This is a genomic window from Paraburkholderia sp. SSBN10T, assembly GCF_056619545.1.
Window position 1 is genome coordinate 61,946 of record NZ_JBWQQI010000005.1, and the last position, 18,372, is coordinate 80,317.

Annotated in this window: 15 protein-coding genes and 3 pseudogenes; 8 read left to right on the forward strand and 10 right to left on the reverse strand. The window is 54.9% G+C overall.

Translation table 11 applies throughout. The annotated features are described in order from the left end of the window. Nucleotides 1-56: 56 nt before the first annotated feature. The 3 genes and pseudogenes from AC1ECK_RS09385 to AC1ECK_RS09395 form a co-directional block, all read right to left on the reverse strand. A pseudogene (locus AC1ECK_RS09385) lies at nt 57-318 on the reverse strand (IS6 family transposase); the annotation flags it as partial. Nucleotides 319-340: 22 nt separating this feature from the next. Beyond that, nucleotides 341-616 carry a hypothetical protein gene (locus AC1ECK_RS09390; protein ID WP_480318234.1) on the reverse strand — a complete coding sequence of 92 codons (276 nt, stop codon included), beginning with the start codon at nt 614-616 and terminating at the stop codon, nt 341-343. 627 nt (nt 617-1,243) lie between these two features. Next, on the reverse strand, nt 1,244-1,447 hold the full coding sequence (locus tag AC1ECK_RS09395; RefSeq protein ID WP_480318794.1) for an integrase core domain-containing protein: 204 nt from the start codon (nt 1,445-1,447) through the stop codon (nt 1,244-1,246). A gap of 291 nt (nt 1,448-1,738) precedes the next feature. Between AC1ECK_RS09395 and AC1ECK_RS09400 the strand changes: the two are divergent. The 7 genes and pseudogenes from AC1ECK_RS09400 to AC1ECK_RS09430 all read left to right on the forward strand — a co-directional run bounded on the left by AC1ECK_RS09400 (nt 1,739) and on the right by AC1ECK_RS09430 (nt 9,639). Then, nucleotides 1,739-2,943 (forward strand): annotated as a pseudogene (locus AC1ECK_RS09400) (IS110 family RNA-guided transposase). 426 nt (nt 2,944-3,369) lie between these two features. Beyond that, a complete protein-coding gene (locus AC1ECK_RS09405) occupies nt 3,370-3,672 on the forward strand; it encodes a transposase (protein WP_480318796.1) in 303 nt (100 codons plus the stop codon). 423 nt (nt 3,673-4,095) lie between these two features. Then, the gene (locus tag AC1ECK_RS09410; RefSeq protein WP_480318236.1) at nt 4,096-4,434 is read left to right on the forward strand and encodes an IS110 family transposase; all 339 of its coding nucleotides are present in this window, start codon (nt 4,096-4,098) and stop codon (nt 4,432-4,434) included. Nucleotides 4,435-5,235: 801 nt separating this feature from the next. Next, complete coding sequence (locus tag AC1ECK_RS09415; RefSeq protein ID WP_480318238.1) at nt 5,236-6,294, forward strand: hypothetical protein; 1,059 nt, start codon at nt 5,236-5,238, stop codon at nt 6,292-6,294. A gap of 239 nt (nt 6,295-6,533) precedes the next feature. After that, nucleotides 6,534-7,435 (forward strand): annotated as a pseudogene (locus AC1ECK_RS09420) (IS3 family transposase). A 120-nt stretch (nt 7,436-7,555) separates the two neighbouring features. Further along, nucleotides 7,556-8,512, forward strand: coding sequence for a class I SAM-dependent methyltransferase (locus AC1ECK_RS09425; RefSeq protein ID WP_480318240.1), 957 nt, complete (start codon nt 7,556-7,558; stop codon nt 8,510-8,512). A gap of 53 nt (nt 8,513-8,565) precedes the next feature. Continuing rightward, nucleotides 8,566-9,639, forward strand: coding sequence for a zinc-dependent alcohol dehydrogenase (locus tag AC1ECK_RS09430; RefSeq protein ID WP_480318242.1), 1,074 nt, complete (start codon nt 8,566-8,568; stop codon nt 9,637-9,639). Between the two features lie 343 nt (nt 9,640-9,982). On the opposite strand, the gene AC1ECK_RS09435 is transcribed toward AC1ECK_RS09430, so the two are convergent. Next, a complete protein-coding gene (locus tag AC1ECK_RS09435) occupies nt 9,983-10,603 on the reverse strand; it encodes a trimeric intracellular cation channel family protein (RefSeq protein WP_480318798.1) in 621 nt (206 codons plus the stop codon). A gap of 651 nt (nt 10,604-11,254) precedes the next feature. On the opposite strand from AC1ECK_RS09435, the gene AC1ECK_RS09440 reads away from it, so the two are divergent. Beyond that, on the forward strand, nt 11,255-11,353 hold the full coding sequence (locus tag AC1ECK_RS09440) for a hypothetical protein (RefSeq protein ID WP_480318800.1): 99 nt from the start codon (nt 11,255-11,257) through the stop codon (nt 11,351-11,353). Between the two features lie 4 nt (nt 11,354-11,357). Here the strand turns inward: AC1ECK_RS09440 and AC1ECK_RS09445 are convergent, their stop codons facing one another. From AC1ECK_RS09445 to AC1ECK_RS09470, 6 genes are all read right to left on the reverse strand, one after another. Further along, on the reverse strand, nt 11,358-12,692 hold the full coding sequence (locus AC1ECK_RS09445; protein WP_480318244.1) for a helix-turn-helix domain-containing protein: 1,335 nt from the start codon (nt 12,690-12,692) through the stop codon (nt 11,358-11,360). 507 nt (nt 12,693-13,199) lie between these two features. After that, nucleotides 13,200-14,534, reverse strand: coding sequence for an amidase (locus tag AC1ECK_RS09450; protein WP_480318246.1), 1,335 nt, complete (start codon nt 14,532-14,534; stop codon nt 13,200-13,202). A gap of 82 nt (nt 14,535-14,616) precedes the next feature. Beyond that, the gene (locus tag AC1ECK_RS09455) at nt 14,617-15,837 is read right to left on the reverse strand and encodes a substrate-binding protein (RefSeq protein ID WP_480318248.1); all 1,221 of its coding nucleotides are present in this window, start codon (nt 15,835-15,837) and stop codon (nt 14,617-14,619) included. Nucleotides 15,838-15,874: 37 nt separating this feature from the next. Continuing rightward, the gene (locus tag AC1ECK_RS09460) at nt 15,875-16,573 is read right to left on the reverse strand and encodes an ABC transporter ATP-binding protein (protein WP_480318250.1); all 699 of its coding nucleotides are present in this window, start codon (nt 16,571-16,573) and stop codon (nt 15,875-15,877) included. Between the two features lies 1 nt (nt 16,574). Next, nucleotides 16,575-17,285: an ATP-binding cassette domain-containing protein gene (locus tag AC1ECK_RS09465; RefSeq protein ID WP_480318802.1), complete on the reverse strand. Its 711-nt coding sequence runs from the start codon at nt 17,283-17,285 to the stop codon at nt 16,575-16,577. Further along, nucleotides 17,282-18,367 carry a branched-chain amino acid ABC transporter permease gene (locus AC1ECK_RS09470; RefSeq protein ID WP_480318252.1) on the reverse strand — a complete coding sequence of 362 codons (1,086 nt, stop codon included), beginning with the start codon at nt 18,365-18,367 and terminating at the stop codon, nt 17,282-17,284. The genes AC1ECK_RS09465 and AC1ECK_RS09470 overlap by 4 nt, the downstream gene beginning before the upstream one ends. Nucleotides 18,368-18,372 lie beyond the last annotated feature (5 nt).

Genomic DNA, 18,372 nt, shown 5'->3' on the forward strand with positions numbered 1-18,372 from the left:
TTCCGCTACCTCGATACGAGATTACCCCGCAGAGCACCCATGTTGACCCGCGCGCCGACCCTCACGAACACCTCATCAAGATGCCACCTAGTGCCCGGCCTGCCGCGAGTAGCTCCCGCGCAATGCGCAAACTGCACACCCAAACACCCACACCACTGACACACCGATTCGCACGTCACGCTCAAGTTGCAACTCTTCGATGTCACGCAGGCTCAGATTGAAGCGGCAGTACCAGCGTACTGCGCAGCCAACAACCGCGACAAGCAAACGCAACCCATGCCGAGGTGATCTGTTCTTTTTCTTTTTTCTCCCCGACATTCTAATCAGCCCCGCGCTGGACTTAACACCGCCCCGCGAAGAACTGCTCCACAACCCGCCACACAGTTACATCAAAAATTCCTGCTTCTGGATAAAGCCTATCCAGTGTCGACATCTGGCTTAGCACAAGCGCTTTGATGTCATCCCATGTCTTGCACGGCGCACATCGCCACTCGCTCAGAGCATCGATCATGACCGTGTCCAGCATCACACGAATCTGCGCACAACGAAACGAGTCATGCACGTGCAGCGGCCATTGACCCAAGAGCACAATATTACTTGGAAGTGACTGGTTCATCGTTCCTATATAAATCATGGCCACATTTTTTACGCAACGACAAGAATTCAAGCCAAATACAGGCACTGAAGCGCGACTACTGGCCAGATAGGAGCAGTCCCGAGGCGTTCTCACGTACGCGACATCACCCGCCCGCACCCGATTGTTCAATAGGAACTCAAACCAACGCCCAAGCAGGGTGAGCGCCACCAGATCTTCACCGTCGGCTTGCAGCAGCAGCGCATTCGCGGCCGGACCACGACCAGTTGCGCATCAGCGATCAGGCGCGGCAGCGACCAATCGCACGGCCTTAGTGCGGAATGCACAGACCATTCTGCGACTGCCATAGCTGGCGCTTCGCTTGCCCACTTCCCACCTCAACTGGAGCCCCTCCTTTTTGAGACACCCAAGACTATTGGACCATGACACATCAACCCAGCACCAGACAGATGAAACCAAATCACTGCCGCAGCAACCCACAATCACCCTTCTCAACAGCAAACTGCCACATTAATTTAAGAGTGCCACCCAGAAAGGACGAATGGAACAAGAATAGTCTCGCCCAGAGAAAATTAATCGGCTTCAGCCCGATGAGACCTTATCCCGCCGAGCACACCTTCGAAAGTTAGTAGGCTCACCGTTTTTCGGTTAATAGCAGTTGCCAGAATTGGTCCGACACCAGTTGCCCCAAGGCACTATGCGGGCGCACCGAGTTGCAGTCCGCACACATGTTTCGATTCTCTTGCGAGCATCATCGAGACCGACGAACGCATGCTGGTTCAAACATTCTTCGCATAGCCAACCGTTGAAGCTGTCGATATGGGCGCTATCCACTGGCTTGGACGGTCGGATGAACTACACATTTCATGCGTCCATGCATCGAGCTCCTTGCTGACGAACTCCAGCCCTTTGCCCCGTTACTATGTTTGCGCCCCGATGATCGGGGCTTTGGCCAGCCAGACCCGGCATGATTGCTACCCCCAGTCGCATCCATGATCCGGGGGGGGGTTGTCACCGGGTCTGGTGGGTGGCTGGTGATCGCTGATAGCGGTCTGGCCGGGATATTCCAGGCCGTCCGTAACGTGGATGCCGAGACTTGCCACCGTTTTTGCAGGCCAACCTGTTCACTCCGCACAAACTGCAATGCAAGAATCCGAACAACACGACACCATCGACGTCTTCGTCGGCGTTGATGTCGGCAAAGGCCAGCATCACGCCGTTGCCCTCGACCGCAACGGCAAACGCCTGTACAACAAGGCGCTGCCGAACGACGAGGCCAGGCCGCGAGCGCTTATCGCCGAACTCAGAGCGCACGGTCGTCTCCTGTTCGTCGTTGACCAGCCCGCTACCATCGGCGCTCTTCCGCTCGCAGTCGCCCGGGACGAAGGCATACTGGTTGCCTATCTGCCCGGCCTAGCGATGCGACGCATCGCCGACCTGCATGCGGGCGAAGCCAAGACCGACGCCCGTGACGCCGCCATCATCGCCGAAGCAGCTCGCTCGATGCCGCACACACTGCGCTCACTGCGACCGGCCGATGAACCGCTCGCCGAACTCACCATGCTCTGCGGCTTCGATGACGATCTCGCTGCCCAGATCACGCAAACCAGCAACCGCATCCGCGGCCTGCTCACCCAGATCCACCCCGCTCTCGAGCGGGTGCTCGGCCCCCGCCTCGACCATCCCGCTGTGCTCAATCTGCTCGAACGCTATCCGTCGCCCGCCGCACTTGCGGCGACCGGCGAGAAGACGCTCGCCAACCGGCTGATCAAGCTCGCACCCCGCATGGGCAAGAGCCTGGCAGCCGAGATCGTTCGGGCACTTGGCGAGCAGGCCGTCACGGTGCCCGGCACCCAGGCTGCCACCATCGTCATGCCGCGCCTGGCTCAGCAGTTCGCCGCCTTGCGCCAGCAACGCGACGAGGTCGCCGCCGAAGTCGAGCGTCTGGTTCTCGCTCACCCTCTTTGGCCGGTCCTGACCAGCATGCCGGGAGTCGGCGTCAGGACCGCCGCCAGACTCCTGACCGAGGTGCGCACAAGGCCTTCGCTTCGGCCGCTCACCTCGCAGCCTACGCTGGCCTAGCACCAGTGACTCGGCGCTCCGGCTCTTCCATCCGGGGCGAGCATCCATCCCGGCGCGGTAACAAGGTTCTCAAGCGCGCCCTATTCCTGTCCGCTTTCGCTGCACTACGGGACCAGATCTCGCGCGCCTATTACGCGCGCAAGGTCCAGCAGGGCAAACGGCACAACCAGGCTCTTATCGCTCTGACTCGGCGACGCTGTGACGTCCTGTTTGCCATGCTGCGCGACGGAACCATTTACCAACCCAAGTCAGCCCCTAACGCTTGACGAAGGACATAGCCCCTCCCCCAGCAAAGCGTGCTGGTGCTGCACCGCATGCGAACAGGCTTCGCGGAAGAGCGCACTGCATTGATCAATCGTATGCGCGGATTGCTAGCCGAGTTTGACGTGTTCCTGCCGCAAGGCACTGACTATTACGCAAGCAGTTCGTCAAGCACGTTGAGGACGGCAACAACGAGCTGGCAGGACCCGCGCGCCTGGCGTTGATGCGTGGCTGGACGCAATGCCAGGTGCCGGATGAGCAAATTGCGTGGCTTGAAAGACAGATCGCCGAACACGCCGCTCACGACCCGCAAGCCCAACGTTGCATGGGGATGTGCGACGTCGGTCGGCTCACGACATCGACTGCAGTAGCAACGGTGGTCGACGCCAGGCAATTCAAGAACGGCCAGCAGATGGCCACATGGTTGCGGCATCGCGCCCAGACAGAACAGCAACGGCGGCAAGTCGCGGCTCGGGCGAATCACAAAACAAGGGGACGCCTATCTGAGAAGCCTGCTGTTTCAGGACGCACGCTCCACGGCCATAACGAACCATAGACGCAACGACCGGCCCTCGCGCCGGATCGTCCAGTTGCAAGCACGTGTGGGTTTCTACAAGCCCCTGATCGCAGCGGCCAACAAGCACGCACGAATTCTGTGGGCCGTACTGACTAGGGGCGAGCAATTCGATTCGCCTTACGCGCTCGTCCGCACGAGAATGGCGACGGATTCCTGAAACCTCCCGCGAAAGCGGAAGGTTTCCACCTCACCATGAATTGATGTGTAGTCGAAGACGCAACAGGTAAGGATAGAACGACAGGTCAGACCGGCAGTAGGCGAACTCGAACACCCCTCAGGCGCTACATCGCATGTATTCGCCGCGATCCGGATGGAGTCCTGCTGTGCGGTTACTATCCGGGCCCGGCAACCACCTGCCCCATAAGGCCGCTTATAGGCGTGCAGTCTGCCCCAGTCGCCGGCCCATGTTCCTGTTGGCCTCCGTAACAGCAAAAGCAGGAGCCAAACGCATGAACCGCTAAACCACGACTTGCAATAATGAGGAGGCCCTTATAGGGCGTGTTGTCACCGGGCCTAGTGGGTGGCCGATGATCGCTAATAGGGGCTCGGCTGGGATATTCCAAGGCCGTCCGTAACGTGGATGCTGAGACTTGCCACCGATGTTGCAGGCCAACCCGCTCAGCCTGCACAAACTCCGATGCAGGAAATCCAACAACATGAAGCCATCGATATCTTCATCGGTATCGACGTTGGTAAAGGCCAGCATCACGCCGTAGCACTGGGTCGGAACAGCACACGCCTGCACAATAAGGCGCTCCCCAACGACGAAGCCAGGCTGCGCGCTCTCATTGGTGCCGATGAGTGTTCGCAACTACTTCGTCCCGCCACATGGATGCCAACTCGAGGTTTCCGCCGCAGCCTCGGAACGGGGAAGCCCTTCCATGAAGAGCCATTTGTCAATTTTATGAACTGCAGTTAGCCACAAGGAAACGTTGTTTACATTCAAGACCCACCACACCTTTGCGTGACCGATCTGAGGCCGATCATCGCGCTCATGAGACTCGAGGTCTGCACTCACCTTCCATCCGCTGGCCATTGGTGTGACCAACTCCTTCCTCGCCCAGATACTTCCCGGGCACGCGCCCCATCTTTCAACCGGTTACGCTACCGGCAACCAGGACTTCCCACGGACGCGTGCACAACAGACCGCCTTGACTTGCGTAGCTGGGTCACAAACCGTTTCCTCCTTCCTGCGAAGGCTTAACTGAGCACCTTCAGGTACTGTGCCATTCTGCAAATAGCGCCACAGCGCAATCGCAAGACGGCGAGCAACAGCCATACGGCTGATTTTACGATCAGCGTCGCGCGGGTTCCGTAGGCCCGTCCTAAATAGGTCTTTTAATTCTCTAGCCAGCAATGTCCCCCACTTGACAAGACTCTGACCCCGCACAACGGACGAAAGTCGACTCGCAAACCACTTCCATAGCATATAAATGCCTGACCGTTGGCGACCCTCCGCGCCATCCCTACCGACGAGTGCCCATCATTGATAAATGCATGCAAGACAAATCCTATATCAAGCGACGCCGTACCATGACACTCTTAAATAAAGCTTTCTGTCCTTTGTAGGTGTCTTTCGCCATACCTTGCTTAGGCATAGACATTGCAAAGACTCAGTAGCCTACGTGTGGAGGCGCAGAATCATGTGATGTTTGAAACAGCGGTCGTCGCGGCGATATTGTGAACACTTATTAATTAAGCAACCATTTAAGGACCTAGCATGGCACTTCTGGCAGATTTAGATTCCATCAACAACACTCCAATAACCCAGACAGGAGCGATCGCCGAAGAAAATTTCGGCAAGCAGGTTACTTTCAACAGTAACACTGACATTACTGCCACACTGCCCAAAGCCGTAGCAGCGAAGATCGGATCATTTCTCCTGCTATATAACGCCGGCCAAGGAGAGGTAGCGTTGAAGGAGGCTAGTAGCGGCACAATCAATAAGATGAAGGAGGGTAAGAATGCACTGAAGCATGGGGAATCGGTAGTGCTGACCGTCACCGGAGCTAATACTTGGGCGGCTAGTTTACAGGATACCATCCATGTCGCCCTGGGTGTTACCGAAAAAGATTTGGCGAAGAAGGTCGATCTTACAGAATTTACAGCCCTCCAAGGACAAGTGAAAGCTGGTCTCAATACAGCCATATCACAAAGCGAACTAGATGAAAGAGTTAAAAAATCAATAACAGAAATAACTGATGATGCGTTCATCGAACGGTTTCTTGCTTATACTGGCAAAAAGGTGCTATCCAGACTCGATGTCAGCGGTAAGATGTCGGAAGTGAAAATTGAGCTCCCTGGCGGATACTTGGACTATGAGTTGGAATTCAGCACGGTACGCACAGACAGTACAACCGATCAGTATTTCATGATGCAAATTTCCTATGACAATGGCCTCACATGGAAGAAAGACGGTTACGCGCTCGGGGTATATCAAACAGGTAGCCTCGGCAATTCAAACTCTATACAGGACGCAAAAGCTGCAGTCGCAATTACCCTGCAGGGCGGGCAAAGCAGTCTAAAGCGGACAGCTGTTTCAGGGAGGATTCACATGTTTGAGCCCTCTCAGAAGGACACTAGCCATCACATTATGATGGATACCGTAGCCGCACTGAGCAATGGCGACAACGCGCGAAGCGAAGGGGGTTGCGTGGTCGACACGGTGGGCCAACCATATAACTGTATCCGCTTATTCTTTAGCGCCCCTACGAATGCCGATCCCGCCAAGGATGCTAATGTTGTCAGGGGAACATTCCGACTGTATGGCATCCGCTAGTTGCTAGCTACTGGGTGGCAACACCCATTGGTCGGTGCCGTCAAGTTGGCGTGAATAGTTTGCGATAACAACTTGACAGCACCGCTCCATCTGCTCTCATGCCGTTCAGCGTGACCACTTGCTCCGCCCTCATCCAGTTGCGAAGCTCCTGCTCCGAAATACCCAGATCTCGGGTAACCATGCCTCGATTTCGCGTACAGCAGGAATTTTGTTAATTTCCTGTATGTACGGGGGGTTTCATGTCAGAAAAGTCCGCGCCGAAACAGCAATACACGGACGAGTCCAAAATCGAGGCCAGCGGGCTTGCAGAATCAGTCGGTCAGCATGAAGCCGCGCGCCGGCTCGGGGGGCCAGTCGCGACTTTAGGGAACTGGAGGCGGCGTAGTCGCCCCCCCCCCCCCGACAGCGTTGGCGAGGCGGGTGGTCATGAGGTGGTCGCGGCACGCACAGCTCGCCGATTAGTGAACTTTGGAAGCGGAAGACAGTCGGCTACGCCAAGATTTGGCCAGCGCGAAACTCGATATCGAAATTCTCTCAAAAGCAACGGTGTACTTCGCGAAGGGGGCGCGGTGAAGTACGCCAGGATCGATACTTACCGCGACCGGTACAGCGTCAGTCGTTTGTACCGAATAGTTGATGTGTCGCGCAGCGGCCAATGGCCTCGGCGTGGCTTAGGCGCACACGCTCAGGCCAATGCAGCCTTGGACGCCACGGTCGCTGCCATCATCCGCCGGTCGAGTCGTGGCAGCTACGGCCGTCCTCATATCATGCGGCAGTTGCATGCCTAGGGTCAGCTGGCGAGCGCAGAACGCGTACGTCGCAGCTTGCAACTCCAAGGGCTGCGCCCGATCTACAAGCGGGTCACGACGGATTCGACGCATCGCCTGCCGGTGGCGCCGAATCTAACAGGCCGCCGACTTCAAGTTAAACATCTCGATGAGCCCGGTGCGCGAATGCGTGGGATAACGCTACGATGAAGAGCTTCTTCAAGACGCTGAAAGTCGAAAGAATCTATCAGGCCCACTATGAAACACGTGCCCAAGCTCCTTGGACATCGTCGACTGGATCGAAGGCTATTACAATCGACAACGCCTGCACACCTACCCCTGTCGACTACGAGGCCGCGTTGATCATCGCATGACTTGCTATACGTGGAAACGAGACAGGGTCAAAAATCGGATAAGTCTAACAAGCTTGGTCGTTAACGTTCGGATCCCACCCGGGAAGTACCATCGCAATAGCCCATCGCAGGAGATGCCTGATGTCCATATCGACAGAATTTCTCAATTCACTAGCAGCGCAATATCCGGAAGTAGCAAACCTTATATTCGAACGGAACAAGTACCGCGAGGAGCTTCGCACTCACGTCCCACATTTCTCCAACCTAGGCGACGTACCGCCGGGCCATTACTATTCTCCGATCCCCTCTATCCCAGACGTCCGAAAAGACGAGGCGCGCCTCTTTGGGAATATTTCGCGCACGTTGCCCGGAATCGACATCAAGGAGCCGGAGCAGGTTCGACTCGTGGAGGAATTCGCGGAAAAATACTACGGCGAAATGCCATTCGATCCGCACAAGAAAGCTGACCTGCGCTTTTATTTCGAAAACGTCATGTTCTCGTACGGTGACGCAACGTCGTTGTATTGCATGATCCGGTATCTGCGACCACGCCGCATTGTCGAAATCGGCTCGGGATTTTCCTCCGCCGTTTCTCTCGATACGAACGACCTCTTTTTCGACGGTCAGATCAAGTGCACCTTTGTCGAGCCGAACAGCGAGCGGTTGTTGTCGCTTCTCACGGAAAAAGACAAAGTGACTTCGAAAATTGTGAGGTCACAGGTCCAAGAGGTCGACCTTTCGGTGTTCGCTGAACTACAGGAAAACGACATCTTGTTTGTCGACTCCTCACATGTGAGCAAGATCGGCAGTGACGTCAACCGGATCGTATTCGAAATACTGCCAATGCTAGCCCAAGGTGTTCACATCCATTTCCACGACGTTTTCCTTCCGCTCGAGTACCCTCCCCAATGGATCTACGAAGGCCGCGCCTGGAATGAAGCCTATCTTCTGCGCGCATTCCTGCAGTACAACAACGCTTTCGAAGTTGTACTCATGAATACGTTCATGGGCTACTTTCACGCTGCCTTGATGAACGAGCGGATGCCGCTATTCATGCGCAACCCCGGCGCAAGCTTCTGGATTAGAAAGACTCGCTAAGCGCGCCGCTCTATATTTTTACTACTTTTTATAGCATCTTGGGAGATCGACAGATGACCTCGACGAAAAAGCTGGCGCATCGCACCGAAGGCGCAACCATGCGGGCCGCGTTGCAGAACGGGCTTCGCGCGATGACCGTAGCTCGCATACCGATACCGGAATTGCTACCCGGCACTGTCATTGTCAAGGTTGCGAATGCCGGCATCTGCGGCAGCGATCTGCATGCCTACAGAAATGCCGACGCTCATCAGAGCTTTCCCGGCGGTCACGAACTGAGCGGCACCTTGGTCGAAACAGGTACAGACGTGACGAGAGTACGCATCGGTCAGCGAGTCACGATCGACATGGTACTCGGGACGGCCTGCGGCATCTGTGAATACTGCAAACTCGGTACTCCGATTCACTGCCGTGCCCGTGAATTTCCATTCGGCGGAGGTTTTGCCGAATATGTCCGCACGAAAGAGGCAGGCGTTTTTCCTCTGCCTGACGCAGTGGACGATCATCTGGGTGCGATCGTCGAACCGATTGCTGTTGGCATCCACGCGTGCCGCAAAATGCGCATCGCACCAGGCATGATCGGAGTCATTGTTGGTGCAGGCACGATCGGTCTCGCGGCGGCAACTGCCGCGTTGGACGCAGGTAGCGAAAGAGTCTATGTTGTGGCAAGACATAAGGCTCAGGCGAGAACGGCACTGGCAATAGGCGCCACCGCCATCTTGCCGGCCAATCACGCGGAAGCGGTCAGCATGATCCAGAAGATGACAGACGGATTGGGTGCACACTATGCAATAGAAGCCGTCGGAGGAACAGCCGACACATTCGATTTCGCATGTCAGCTCGTTCGCCCGCTTGGTCAGGTCGGCGTGCTCGGCGCCTTCGAGCACGGTTTCAAAGGTATTGAAATCATCGCGCCTCACATCAAGGAGCTAACAATCCATTTGCCTAATTGCTACGGCTGCAATGACAATGAACACGACTTCGCGCTTGCTATCGATCTGCTTGCGCGCAAGGGCGACATGCTGCGCGCGATGATCACGCACAATCTGTGCTTGGACGACATCCAAGAAGCTTTCCGCTTAGCTTGCGACAAAAGTTCGGAGTCCATCAAGGTTCAGGTTCACACGTAGTGAAATATCAGGCCCAGATCAATGCCGGCAATATCAGTACGTAGTCGCTCGACTCGGGCGGGGGAATTTGTTGGCTTGCCTTCACAATTGCAAACCAATTAGTCGGTCGCAGTCAGGGCGCATGTCGGTCGAGAGTGTGTGAAAACGCATGAATCGCCTAAACTGAATCAAGTCGGCAAGCATTGAACGATAAATAATTTCCATGCCACTCACGAGACCATCTTTACTCCACCTTACGCCCAAAGTGATAAACGCACTTAAGCGATCCTATTCAACCAACTCCATCAACAAAACAAGAGTCCTCTGATAGACCCTCAAGATTGTCGCCACGACAACGGTAGACTCACTGAAATCCCCCTCTGCGCTTACCCTGTAGCGAACGGGGCAAACTCCAGTTCAGCCGTATCGACAGCACACGCAGACCGACGCCAATCACGATCGCCACAAGCGCAGCCAGATCAAAACTCGCGCCCAGTCTTTCGAGCCCCATAAAAATCGCAGCCACAGCAAGCGCAACACTGACATAACATTCGCTGCGCAGCACTAAGGGAACCTCGCAGCACAACAGGTCACGCATCACGCCACCCGCCACGCCCGTAACCACGCCTGAAACGATCGCAATACCCGGATGCACCTGCAGCGACTCCCCAACACTGCACCCGATAACGGCAAAGGCCGCGAGACCAATCGCATCGACCATCAGAAACACCTGCTGCATCCGTACCACCACATGCGCAGCGAGCGCGGTCAGCAAGGCCGCGCCGATCGTGAAAATCAGATATTCCGGATGCGCGACCCAGCCGAGCGGATAGTGTCCCAGCAAGACGTCGCGAACAGTCCCGCCGCCCAACGCCGTGACCATTCCGATTGCACACAGACCAATCAGGTCAAATCCACGCCTCATGCCGACCAAGGCGCCCGACATGGCTTCCGCTGAAATCGCGATAATATAGATAACATGCAACCACATGATCTGCCCTCTTGCAAAAAAGACCTTCCTGCTCACAGAAGGGATGGCAGCACGTCTTCCCTCAAGAAAAGACGCCCCCCCTAGATACGCATGACAATCACCGCGCCGCCTCGACATTAGGCAGACGCCGCACCATCGCATGACACCAACAACGGACTCAAGACTTCGCACTCGTGCATGAATGAGTTGGGACGAAAATAACACAGAGAAGTGCCAACCATGCCACACTAAACGCCCGTTATCGACAAGACGCTTCCCAGTGACACCGACACGATGCGAATTCGGGCAATCAAGCCATTCTCAGGTATATAGACCCCAATGCCGCATCTATCCTTTGCTTCATCACAGGATTCGTAACAGCAACTACCGTGATGCTTCTGATAGTCGGATTCGCGGCCGTCTGCGTCATCTAGTTTTTCGTCAGGTGAATCTGCTTGCCCGGCCACCTTCGATCACAGCGTCCGTGAGCAAAAGTCGCCTTGGGTGCGCCCCTGCGAGCTTGCACAGCGGCGCGGGACTTCGTGAACCACCTGAAGCTCGACGGCATGGCTCGCGCGCTCGAGTAACAGGCGAGTCTGTCGTTCGAAGAGCGCTTTGGTATGGTCGTCGAATCGGCGCGTCGTCGCGACGCTCACTGGTTTTGACTTGATCCACAATGCACAGGACATCATTCTCGCAGGGCCGACAGACGCGGGCGAAACTTGGATTGCGTATGCCGAAGTGGGTAACTGCAAGCGTGATTGAACGCTTACCTTGATCCGGTGTCGGACGTGCGAGCAGAGGCCCTTACCTGCCGTGGCGTAGTGCCGAGATACTTCTTCATCGTCGTCGTGAGGTAGCTCTGGGTGCCGAATCCGGTTTCGAGTGCGATTGAGAGAATACTGGCCGAAGTATCACTCAGTAGCCATCGTGCACGCTCCAGCCTTCTCTCAACAACGTATTGCATGGGTGTTCGCGAGAACCGGTTCTTGAAGGCCGTGATGGTTGCTTGCTCAGTCATGCCGAGAAGTTGCGCAAGATCGGCGAGGCTGATGGGCTGGCCGAGTGAGGCATCAATGAAGCGATTGATCGACTGCTCGCACATGGCGTCCATGGGCGAAAACGAGATGGAGCCGACATCCTCTGCATTAGGATTTCGTCGATACGTTGCACTGGGAGGCTCTCCGAAGCGAAGACTATAGTCCTGAACAAAACGCTCTGAGACGGAAAACCCGTATGCCCGTAGCGTATTGACGAAACTTCCCCCTTCTCCTCTAGCCAACGTGCGGTTGACGCAGGTCAGCCGGGCATCGTAAAAGATCTCGATGGCATTGTGACCAGTCAAGCGCCTAATTCCCTTTTCAAGCGCATTCGCCGAGCATCCTAATTCGTACGCGATCGAGATCAAGGTATTCCATCGTATCGGATCCTTCATGATCATATTAACCGCGGCCCGCACATACCGCTCTTCAACATAGTGGTCGCTGCAAAGAAAGGAGCTATAGCTGTTGGGATGTCCCATCACCAGTATTTTTAACATATGTTCGATCAATGCCTGAGCCGCTGTGTCCGGTAGCGGCTGCATCAGCATCATCTGATGCAGGCAATTCGCCGTCATATTCCATTGTCTGGCGGCTTGTTGAGGCAATGGCTGGAGGTCAAACTCTATCGGTTCAGTAACCGGATGACCGATCCACTGCGCCATGAAGCCGGAGAATTTCCCTGCATCGACAACGATCGAAAGATGAGCAAACCTTTCCTCCTGAGTCAAACATGACGCGCTCCCAGATAGCGAGATCGGCATGACATCCCCTGCCATACATTGTGCGCGCCGTTCAGAGTTAGTGAACGTTGATCTGCCGCGATTGCATGACATAATCAAATAGTTGCCTCGCCCGTCTTCGAACGACAGGGAAAATGGCTCTTCGTGATTGACGTCATAGATCGCTACGCCATGCCATTCAAGCCCGACCATGGTGCAGGTGCTTTTCGTGGCACCTAGCGACGTAAAGCGATTGTCGGCATATCTTGACCGGATGAAACTGCTGATTTCGTCCCGGTCGTTACTATCCAGCCGATGCTCCTGAATCTGATGATCTCTCATGGTCTAGCCGCCTCTGAAACGTTGCTACGCTCGCCATCGCATCTGGAATCAACAGGATCCCGGAGCACACACTGAACCAAGGTCCGAGACTTGCACAAATCCCATAGCCACATATCTCTAAGGCCCTTTATCTGGCAGAAGATAATGGCATTGTCGAGCTGAGAAAAATTGATTTCGAATCACCTGTAAAATAAGTCATCCTTATTAATAGCGTTTCAGAATTGTATGTTTCTCCCACCTTCCCACTCCATCAAACGCGCAGCGAGTTGTGCACGATAGTGGACTGCCGTCATCCAGTGTCGCGGTAACGCCAAATGGTGATGAATCCAACCAAAGCGTGAGGAAAATGCCTGCGTGTTCTCTGGACCGCGGAAACCTTGCGTCTTGCGTTCATGCCAACCACAGAGGATCCAACATAGAGCTTACGAATGATGTTCGATCGCGTTTGCTACACAAGTACTCCGCTGCATGCGAAATGAATAAACCGTTACCTTTTCAATAGTGAAATCATTTTCCAAACCCATTGATCCGCTGCTCCAGAAACTCCGCCATATCAAGCAGCCGACTGTCAGAATTTAACGGACCGACGAGTTGGACACTGGCGACTTCGTGCTGCCCCGGTGGCCGCCATGGCATTGCCAAAGAAGGATGACCACTTTGATTGAACGGCGCTGTATATCGAATCAATGCCTCGAGCAGATTCACTTTGGCATTGTCAACAACTTCGACTGAACTATCCCGGTCGGGAGGGAGAACCGGTATGGTCGGGAGCGCGACAAAGTCCACCTGCAAGAACACCTCCTGCATCCGGTTCACAAAATTCTTCCGTTCTCGAAGCGCGTGAAAATATTCGTAACCCTTGTATTCCAGGCCACGCAGAAGGCTTTCGCGCGCAGCTCCCGGGAGCAGGTCAATTTGCACAGTCCTGTTGTCGAGATGGAAGCACGCTGCCTCCGTCAGCGAAAGAACCAGGTGGCTTCCGATAATCTCATCTGGCCGAGGCACATCTACCTCACGAATGCCGTAACCGAGAGTCGCACACCGCTCGATCAGCTCACCGAACATATCTGCAACGGTCGGCGAAGCATCAGCGACATATGCCCTTGCAATACCTATAACAGGCATGCGGGATTGCCTCTCATGTGACATCGAAGCAAAGGCAGGATCGATCACCTCCATCACCGATCGTATGTCGCCAACCGATAACGCCAGAACTCCAACATGATCGACCGAACCCGCGAGCGGAAGGACGCCATGGGTAGAAACTCTCCCTCGTGTGGGCTTAAATCCGATGACTCCACAACAAGCTGCAGGAATGCGGACGCTACCTCCGGTATCAGTCCCAATAGCTGCTTTACAAAAGCCTGCAGCCACTGCCGCGGCGGACCCACCACTTGATCCTCCCGTGATCTTGTCCGGAAAGCTCGGATTCAAAACACCCGGCGACACGACACCGAACCCACCACAATCCGTCTCGGTCGAGCCGATGACAACTGCTCCAGCGTTCCGGACACGAGCAACAACCGTCGCATCCGTAATCGGACGATAGTTTTGCAGATGGGGGAGCCCAGCGCTGCAAATCGCTGGTACCGTATCAATGTTGCTCTTGACGGCAATCGGAATTCCAGCGAGTTTACCGACCGGTTCACGCTGCGCAACCGCGCGGTCAATCTTGATAGCCTCCTCGAGTGCGGAAGCTGCCGTGACGTCGCACATCGCCCCCACCCGGGGAGAGACAACCGCAATACGTCCAAGCACAGCCTTACAAAGACTCTCTGCGGAAAGCTCGCCTCGGATGATACTTTCGCGCAGCGCCAAGATAGATGAGGAGAGATATGTCACGACGTTACGACTTATTCAGATGAGCATGACGGCGTGCGCACTCGCGCATCCGGCCAAACAACGCAATTGAATGAAATTTTTCTCAAGCCAATCTACATTCCGGAACAAGCGGATTGATCGGCCCGAAGTTCTCAATAATGTCAAATAGCCCATCCTTGCGGCAAGATCCCACAATACTGCTGGCGATCAAATGCTGATTCGACGCATTCAGGCGCACATCACCTTGGGGAGCCGAAAAGGAAACCGAACGTAACGCGTTGATCACCTTTTCTGTCTCGGTACTGCCCGCTTTTTCTACCGCCTTTGCGTATAACCAAGTCCCCACGTAGGTGGATTCGGCAATCGCATTGACCAATGCAGTCGGACCGTTTTTCGCACGATACTTCTCAAGGAACGTTTTGTTCGCAGGCAGATCAAGTGTTGTGAAATATGATTGATTTGCGATCAGGCCTTCGACTGCCGAACCGCCAACAGAGGTTGTGAAGAGTTCGTCGATTCCGTTGCTGACAAGGCGACCACCGGGTTTGAAGCTCGCGAATTGCTTCACGAACGACACCGCATCGGCGCCGGCGAAAAGTTCCCATACGACATCGGGCTTCGCAGCACGGATGCGATCGAGTGCCGGGGCAAAATCCTGCGTGCCAAACGGAAAGAATTCCTTCCCCAACACCGTGCCCCCCATCTTGACAAAGGCAGCTTCGATTGCGTCGGAAGTCTTGCGAGGCCAAATGTAGTCGGAGCCGGCGATATATACCGACTTTCCGACATTCTTTTTGAGCCATGGAACGAGGGGATCGACAGACTGATTGGGAATTTGCCCGGTACAGACCAGATAACGATTGCACTCACCGCCTTCATAGTAGGTAGGATAGATCACCAGCTTCTTGGCTGGCGCTGACACGCTTAACGTCGCTTGACGCTCCAAGCTGGTGATCATGCCGATGATGACGTCGACCTTGTCCTCATAGATAAATTTTCGGGTCTTGTCGATGGCACCGCGCGTTGTTGTCTGGTTATCTTCCACAACATATTCGACCACTCGCCCACCAATGCCTCCCGCAGCATTGATCTCCTCGACGGCAAGCTTGAAACATGCGAGCTGCGTCTCGCCGAGGATTGTCTCCAGACCGGTGAGAGCCGAATGAAAACCAATCTTGACCTTGTCCTTTGCAAACAACAACCCCGGGAATCCAAGCGTTCCTGCGCTAGCTAGCGTTGCGAGGCCCCCTCCGGCCTTCAACAGCGATCGCCGCTTCTGCGATTGGATTCCGTTGTTGGGTTTATCGAACTGGTTATCTGACATTTACTTCCCCTCTCCATCAATCGGGTCTTGGCAATGGTCAAACTGCAAGCGCTTCAAAGACTTTCTCTTCATCATGCAGATCCTTCATATCCAGCGCCCCGGATATACGTCCTCTGGACATAACGAGGCATCGCGCGGCGGCTTGCCGTGCAAGCTCCAGGTTTTGTTCGACCAGCAACACGGTCAGGCCAAGATCCTTGTTGAATGTCCTGATCAACTCACCTATCTGCTGGACAATCGACGGCTGGATACCCTCTGACGGCTCGTCAAGGAGTAAAACGTCTGGTGCTCCGCAAAGCGCTCTGGCAAGAGCGAGTATCTGCTGCTGGCCGCCAGAAAATGTTCCTCCCAGCTGGGAGAACCGCTCGCGAAGGATCGGAAAATAATCGAGGATTTCAGGCGGTATAGCTTTCTTTTTGTCTCGCCGGGCACGAAGCCCCACAAGCAGGTTCTCTTCAACGGTCAGCTTCGGAAATATTCCTCTGCCCTGCGGAACATAGGAGATACCTGCGCGCGCAATCTCATGTGGAGCCGAGCCTGTGATGTCAATACCTTTGTGCAGAACCTGCCCGGACGTGGGCTTCAATATACCCATGAGGGCTCTGAGCAATGTTGTTTTCCCAACGCCGTTGCGCCCGAGCAAGACAAGTGTTTCACCGCTGTCTATCGCGAACGAAACGTCGTGGAGCGCGGGTATAGTGCCATACCCTGCCTGAAGATTTTTTATCTCGATCATTTCATGCCTTGCCTAGATAAACGTCTCGAACAAGGCTGTTTCGCTCTATATCGCTAAACAGACCATCCACCAATAACCTTCCTTGATGCATAACGTAGGTGTGGCAACCGAGCGCCCTAACAAAACTCATGTCATGCTCGATAGCAACCACGGCAGTATGGGCCGCCATGCGCAAGATCAAGTCAGCAGACCGTTGGGTTTCGTCTGGCGTCATGCCTGCCGTCGGCTCATCCAGAAGTAGCAGTTTTGGCTTCGCCACCAATGCCATTCCGATTTCAAGCCATTGCTTCTGGCCATGAGCCAGGTTACCGGCCAATTGACGGCACAGGTGATCCTGGCCGATAAGCGATAGAACCTGCTCCACACGTTCGCAGGCGTCGACTTTCGTCATATTCCGAGTCAGCCCGATCGACAGATTCTGCTCAACGGTCAGCGAATTGAAAACACTGGGGATCTGAAATTTCCGTGCGATCCCGATTCTCGAGAATCGGTGCAACGGTAACCTCGAAATATCCTCTCCTTCAAACAGGAGCCTGCCAGTATCTGTTTTGATCGAGCCACACAGGATATTGAAAAGCGTGCTCTTGCCTGCACCGTTCGCGCCAATGATGCATTTAACCTCCAGAGGAGCGATCTCAATCGTGACATCTTTGACTGCCACGACGCCGCCGAATCGCTTGCTTACATGGTTCGCCGATAGCAACGCCTTCATTTCCACAACCCCTCTTCACCACTAGTCTCTCGGACACTTTTCCCGATCGGACCTTTTGTTGCGTGAGCATCTCCATCGGGAGACGGCGGGCGAATTCTATCGACCACTCGTCCGAGCTTCGGCAGAATCCCGTCGGGAAAAACAAAGACCGCGAGAATGAAGATTGTGCCAATAATCAATGGCCAGAGTTTGGTATCGAAGCTACTTACCTTTTGTTCCAACCATATCACCAGTATCGTTGCAATAATAGGTCCAATCAGCGTGCCGCGCCCACCGATTGCAACCCATATGATCGCTTGAGTGGACAATACCAATCCAATGGAATCCGGCGCGACAAAACCGACGGTAGTCGCATAAAGCCCCCCCCCAATGGAGGCAATCACAGCTGACGCGACGAACACAACCAGCAGATGCAATGAGGTATCGTGTCCAAGCGCTCGCGCCCGCAACTCGTTATCCTGCATCGCCAACAGGATCATTCCATAGCGTCTTCGACATAAGCTCCAGATCACGAAGGCAGTCAAGCCAGTGACGCTTGCGATGAACCAGTATTGGCCGTTCGGACCCAACGGCGCCCAACCTCCAATCAAAGGGAATTGCAAAGGTGGTATCCCCAGCAAACCTGCGTTGCCGCCTGTCATGCTCGACCAACCCACCACGATATGGTCCGCAATCACGGCGAGCGCCAATGTCACGATCGCGAAGTATGGCCCTCGCACCTCGCTGTAAATCAGGAAATAGCCGACAATCAGACTGACCAGGGCGGCCATGGTCAAACCCACGATAATCCCAACCCACGGTGCGACTACCGGGTCCAGACCTGCGTGAGCCGAGACAGCAGCGACGCCGTAGGCACCCGCACCGAAGAATGCAGCGTGACCAAAACTAAGGATGCCTGTCTTTCCCCAGAGAAAATCCAACCCTAACGCCAGCATTGCAAACAAAAGGGCGTCCCGGATCTGGGAAACAGTGTAATAGTCAAACAGGTATGGTGATGCAATGAGGATCGCAACGAAAGTATACGTACCGATCAGCGATAGCGTCTGCGCACGAACTGAAGGGAAGTTTGATCTGGACATCATGATCT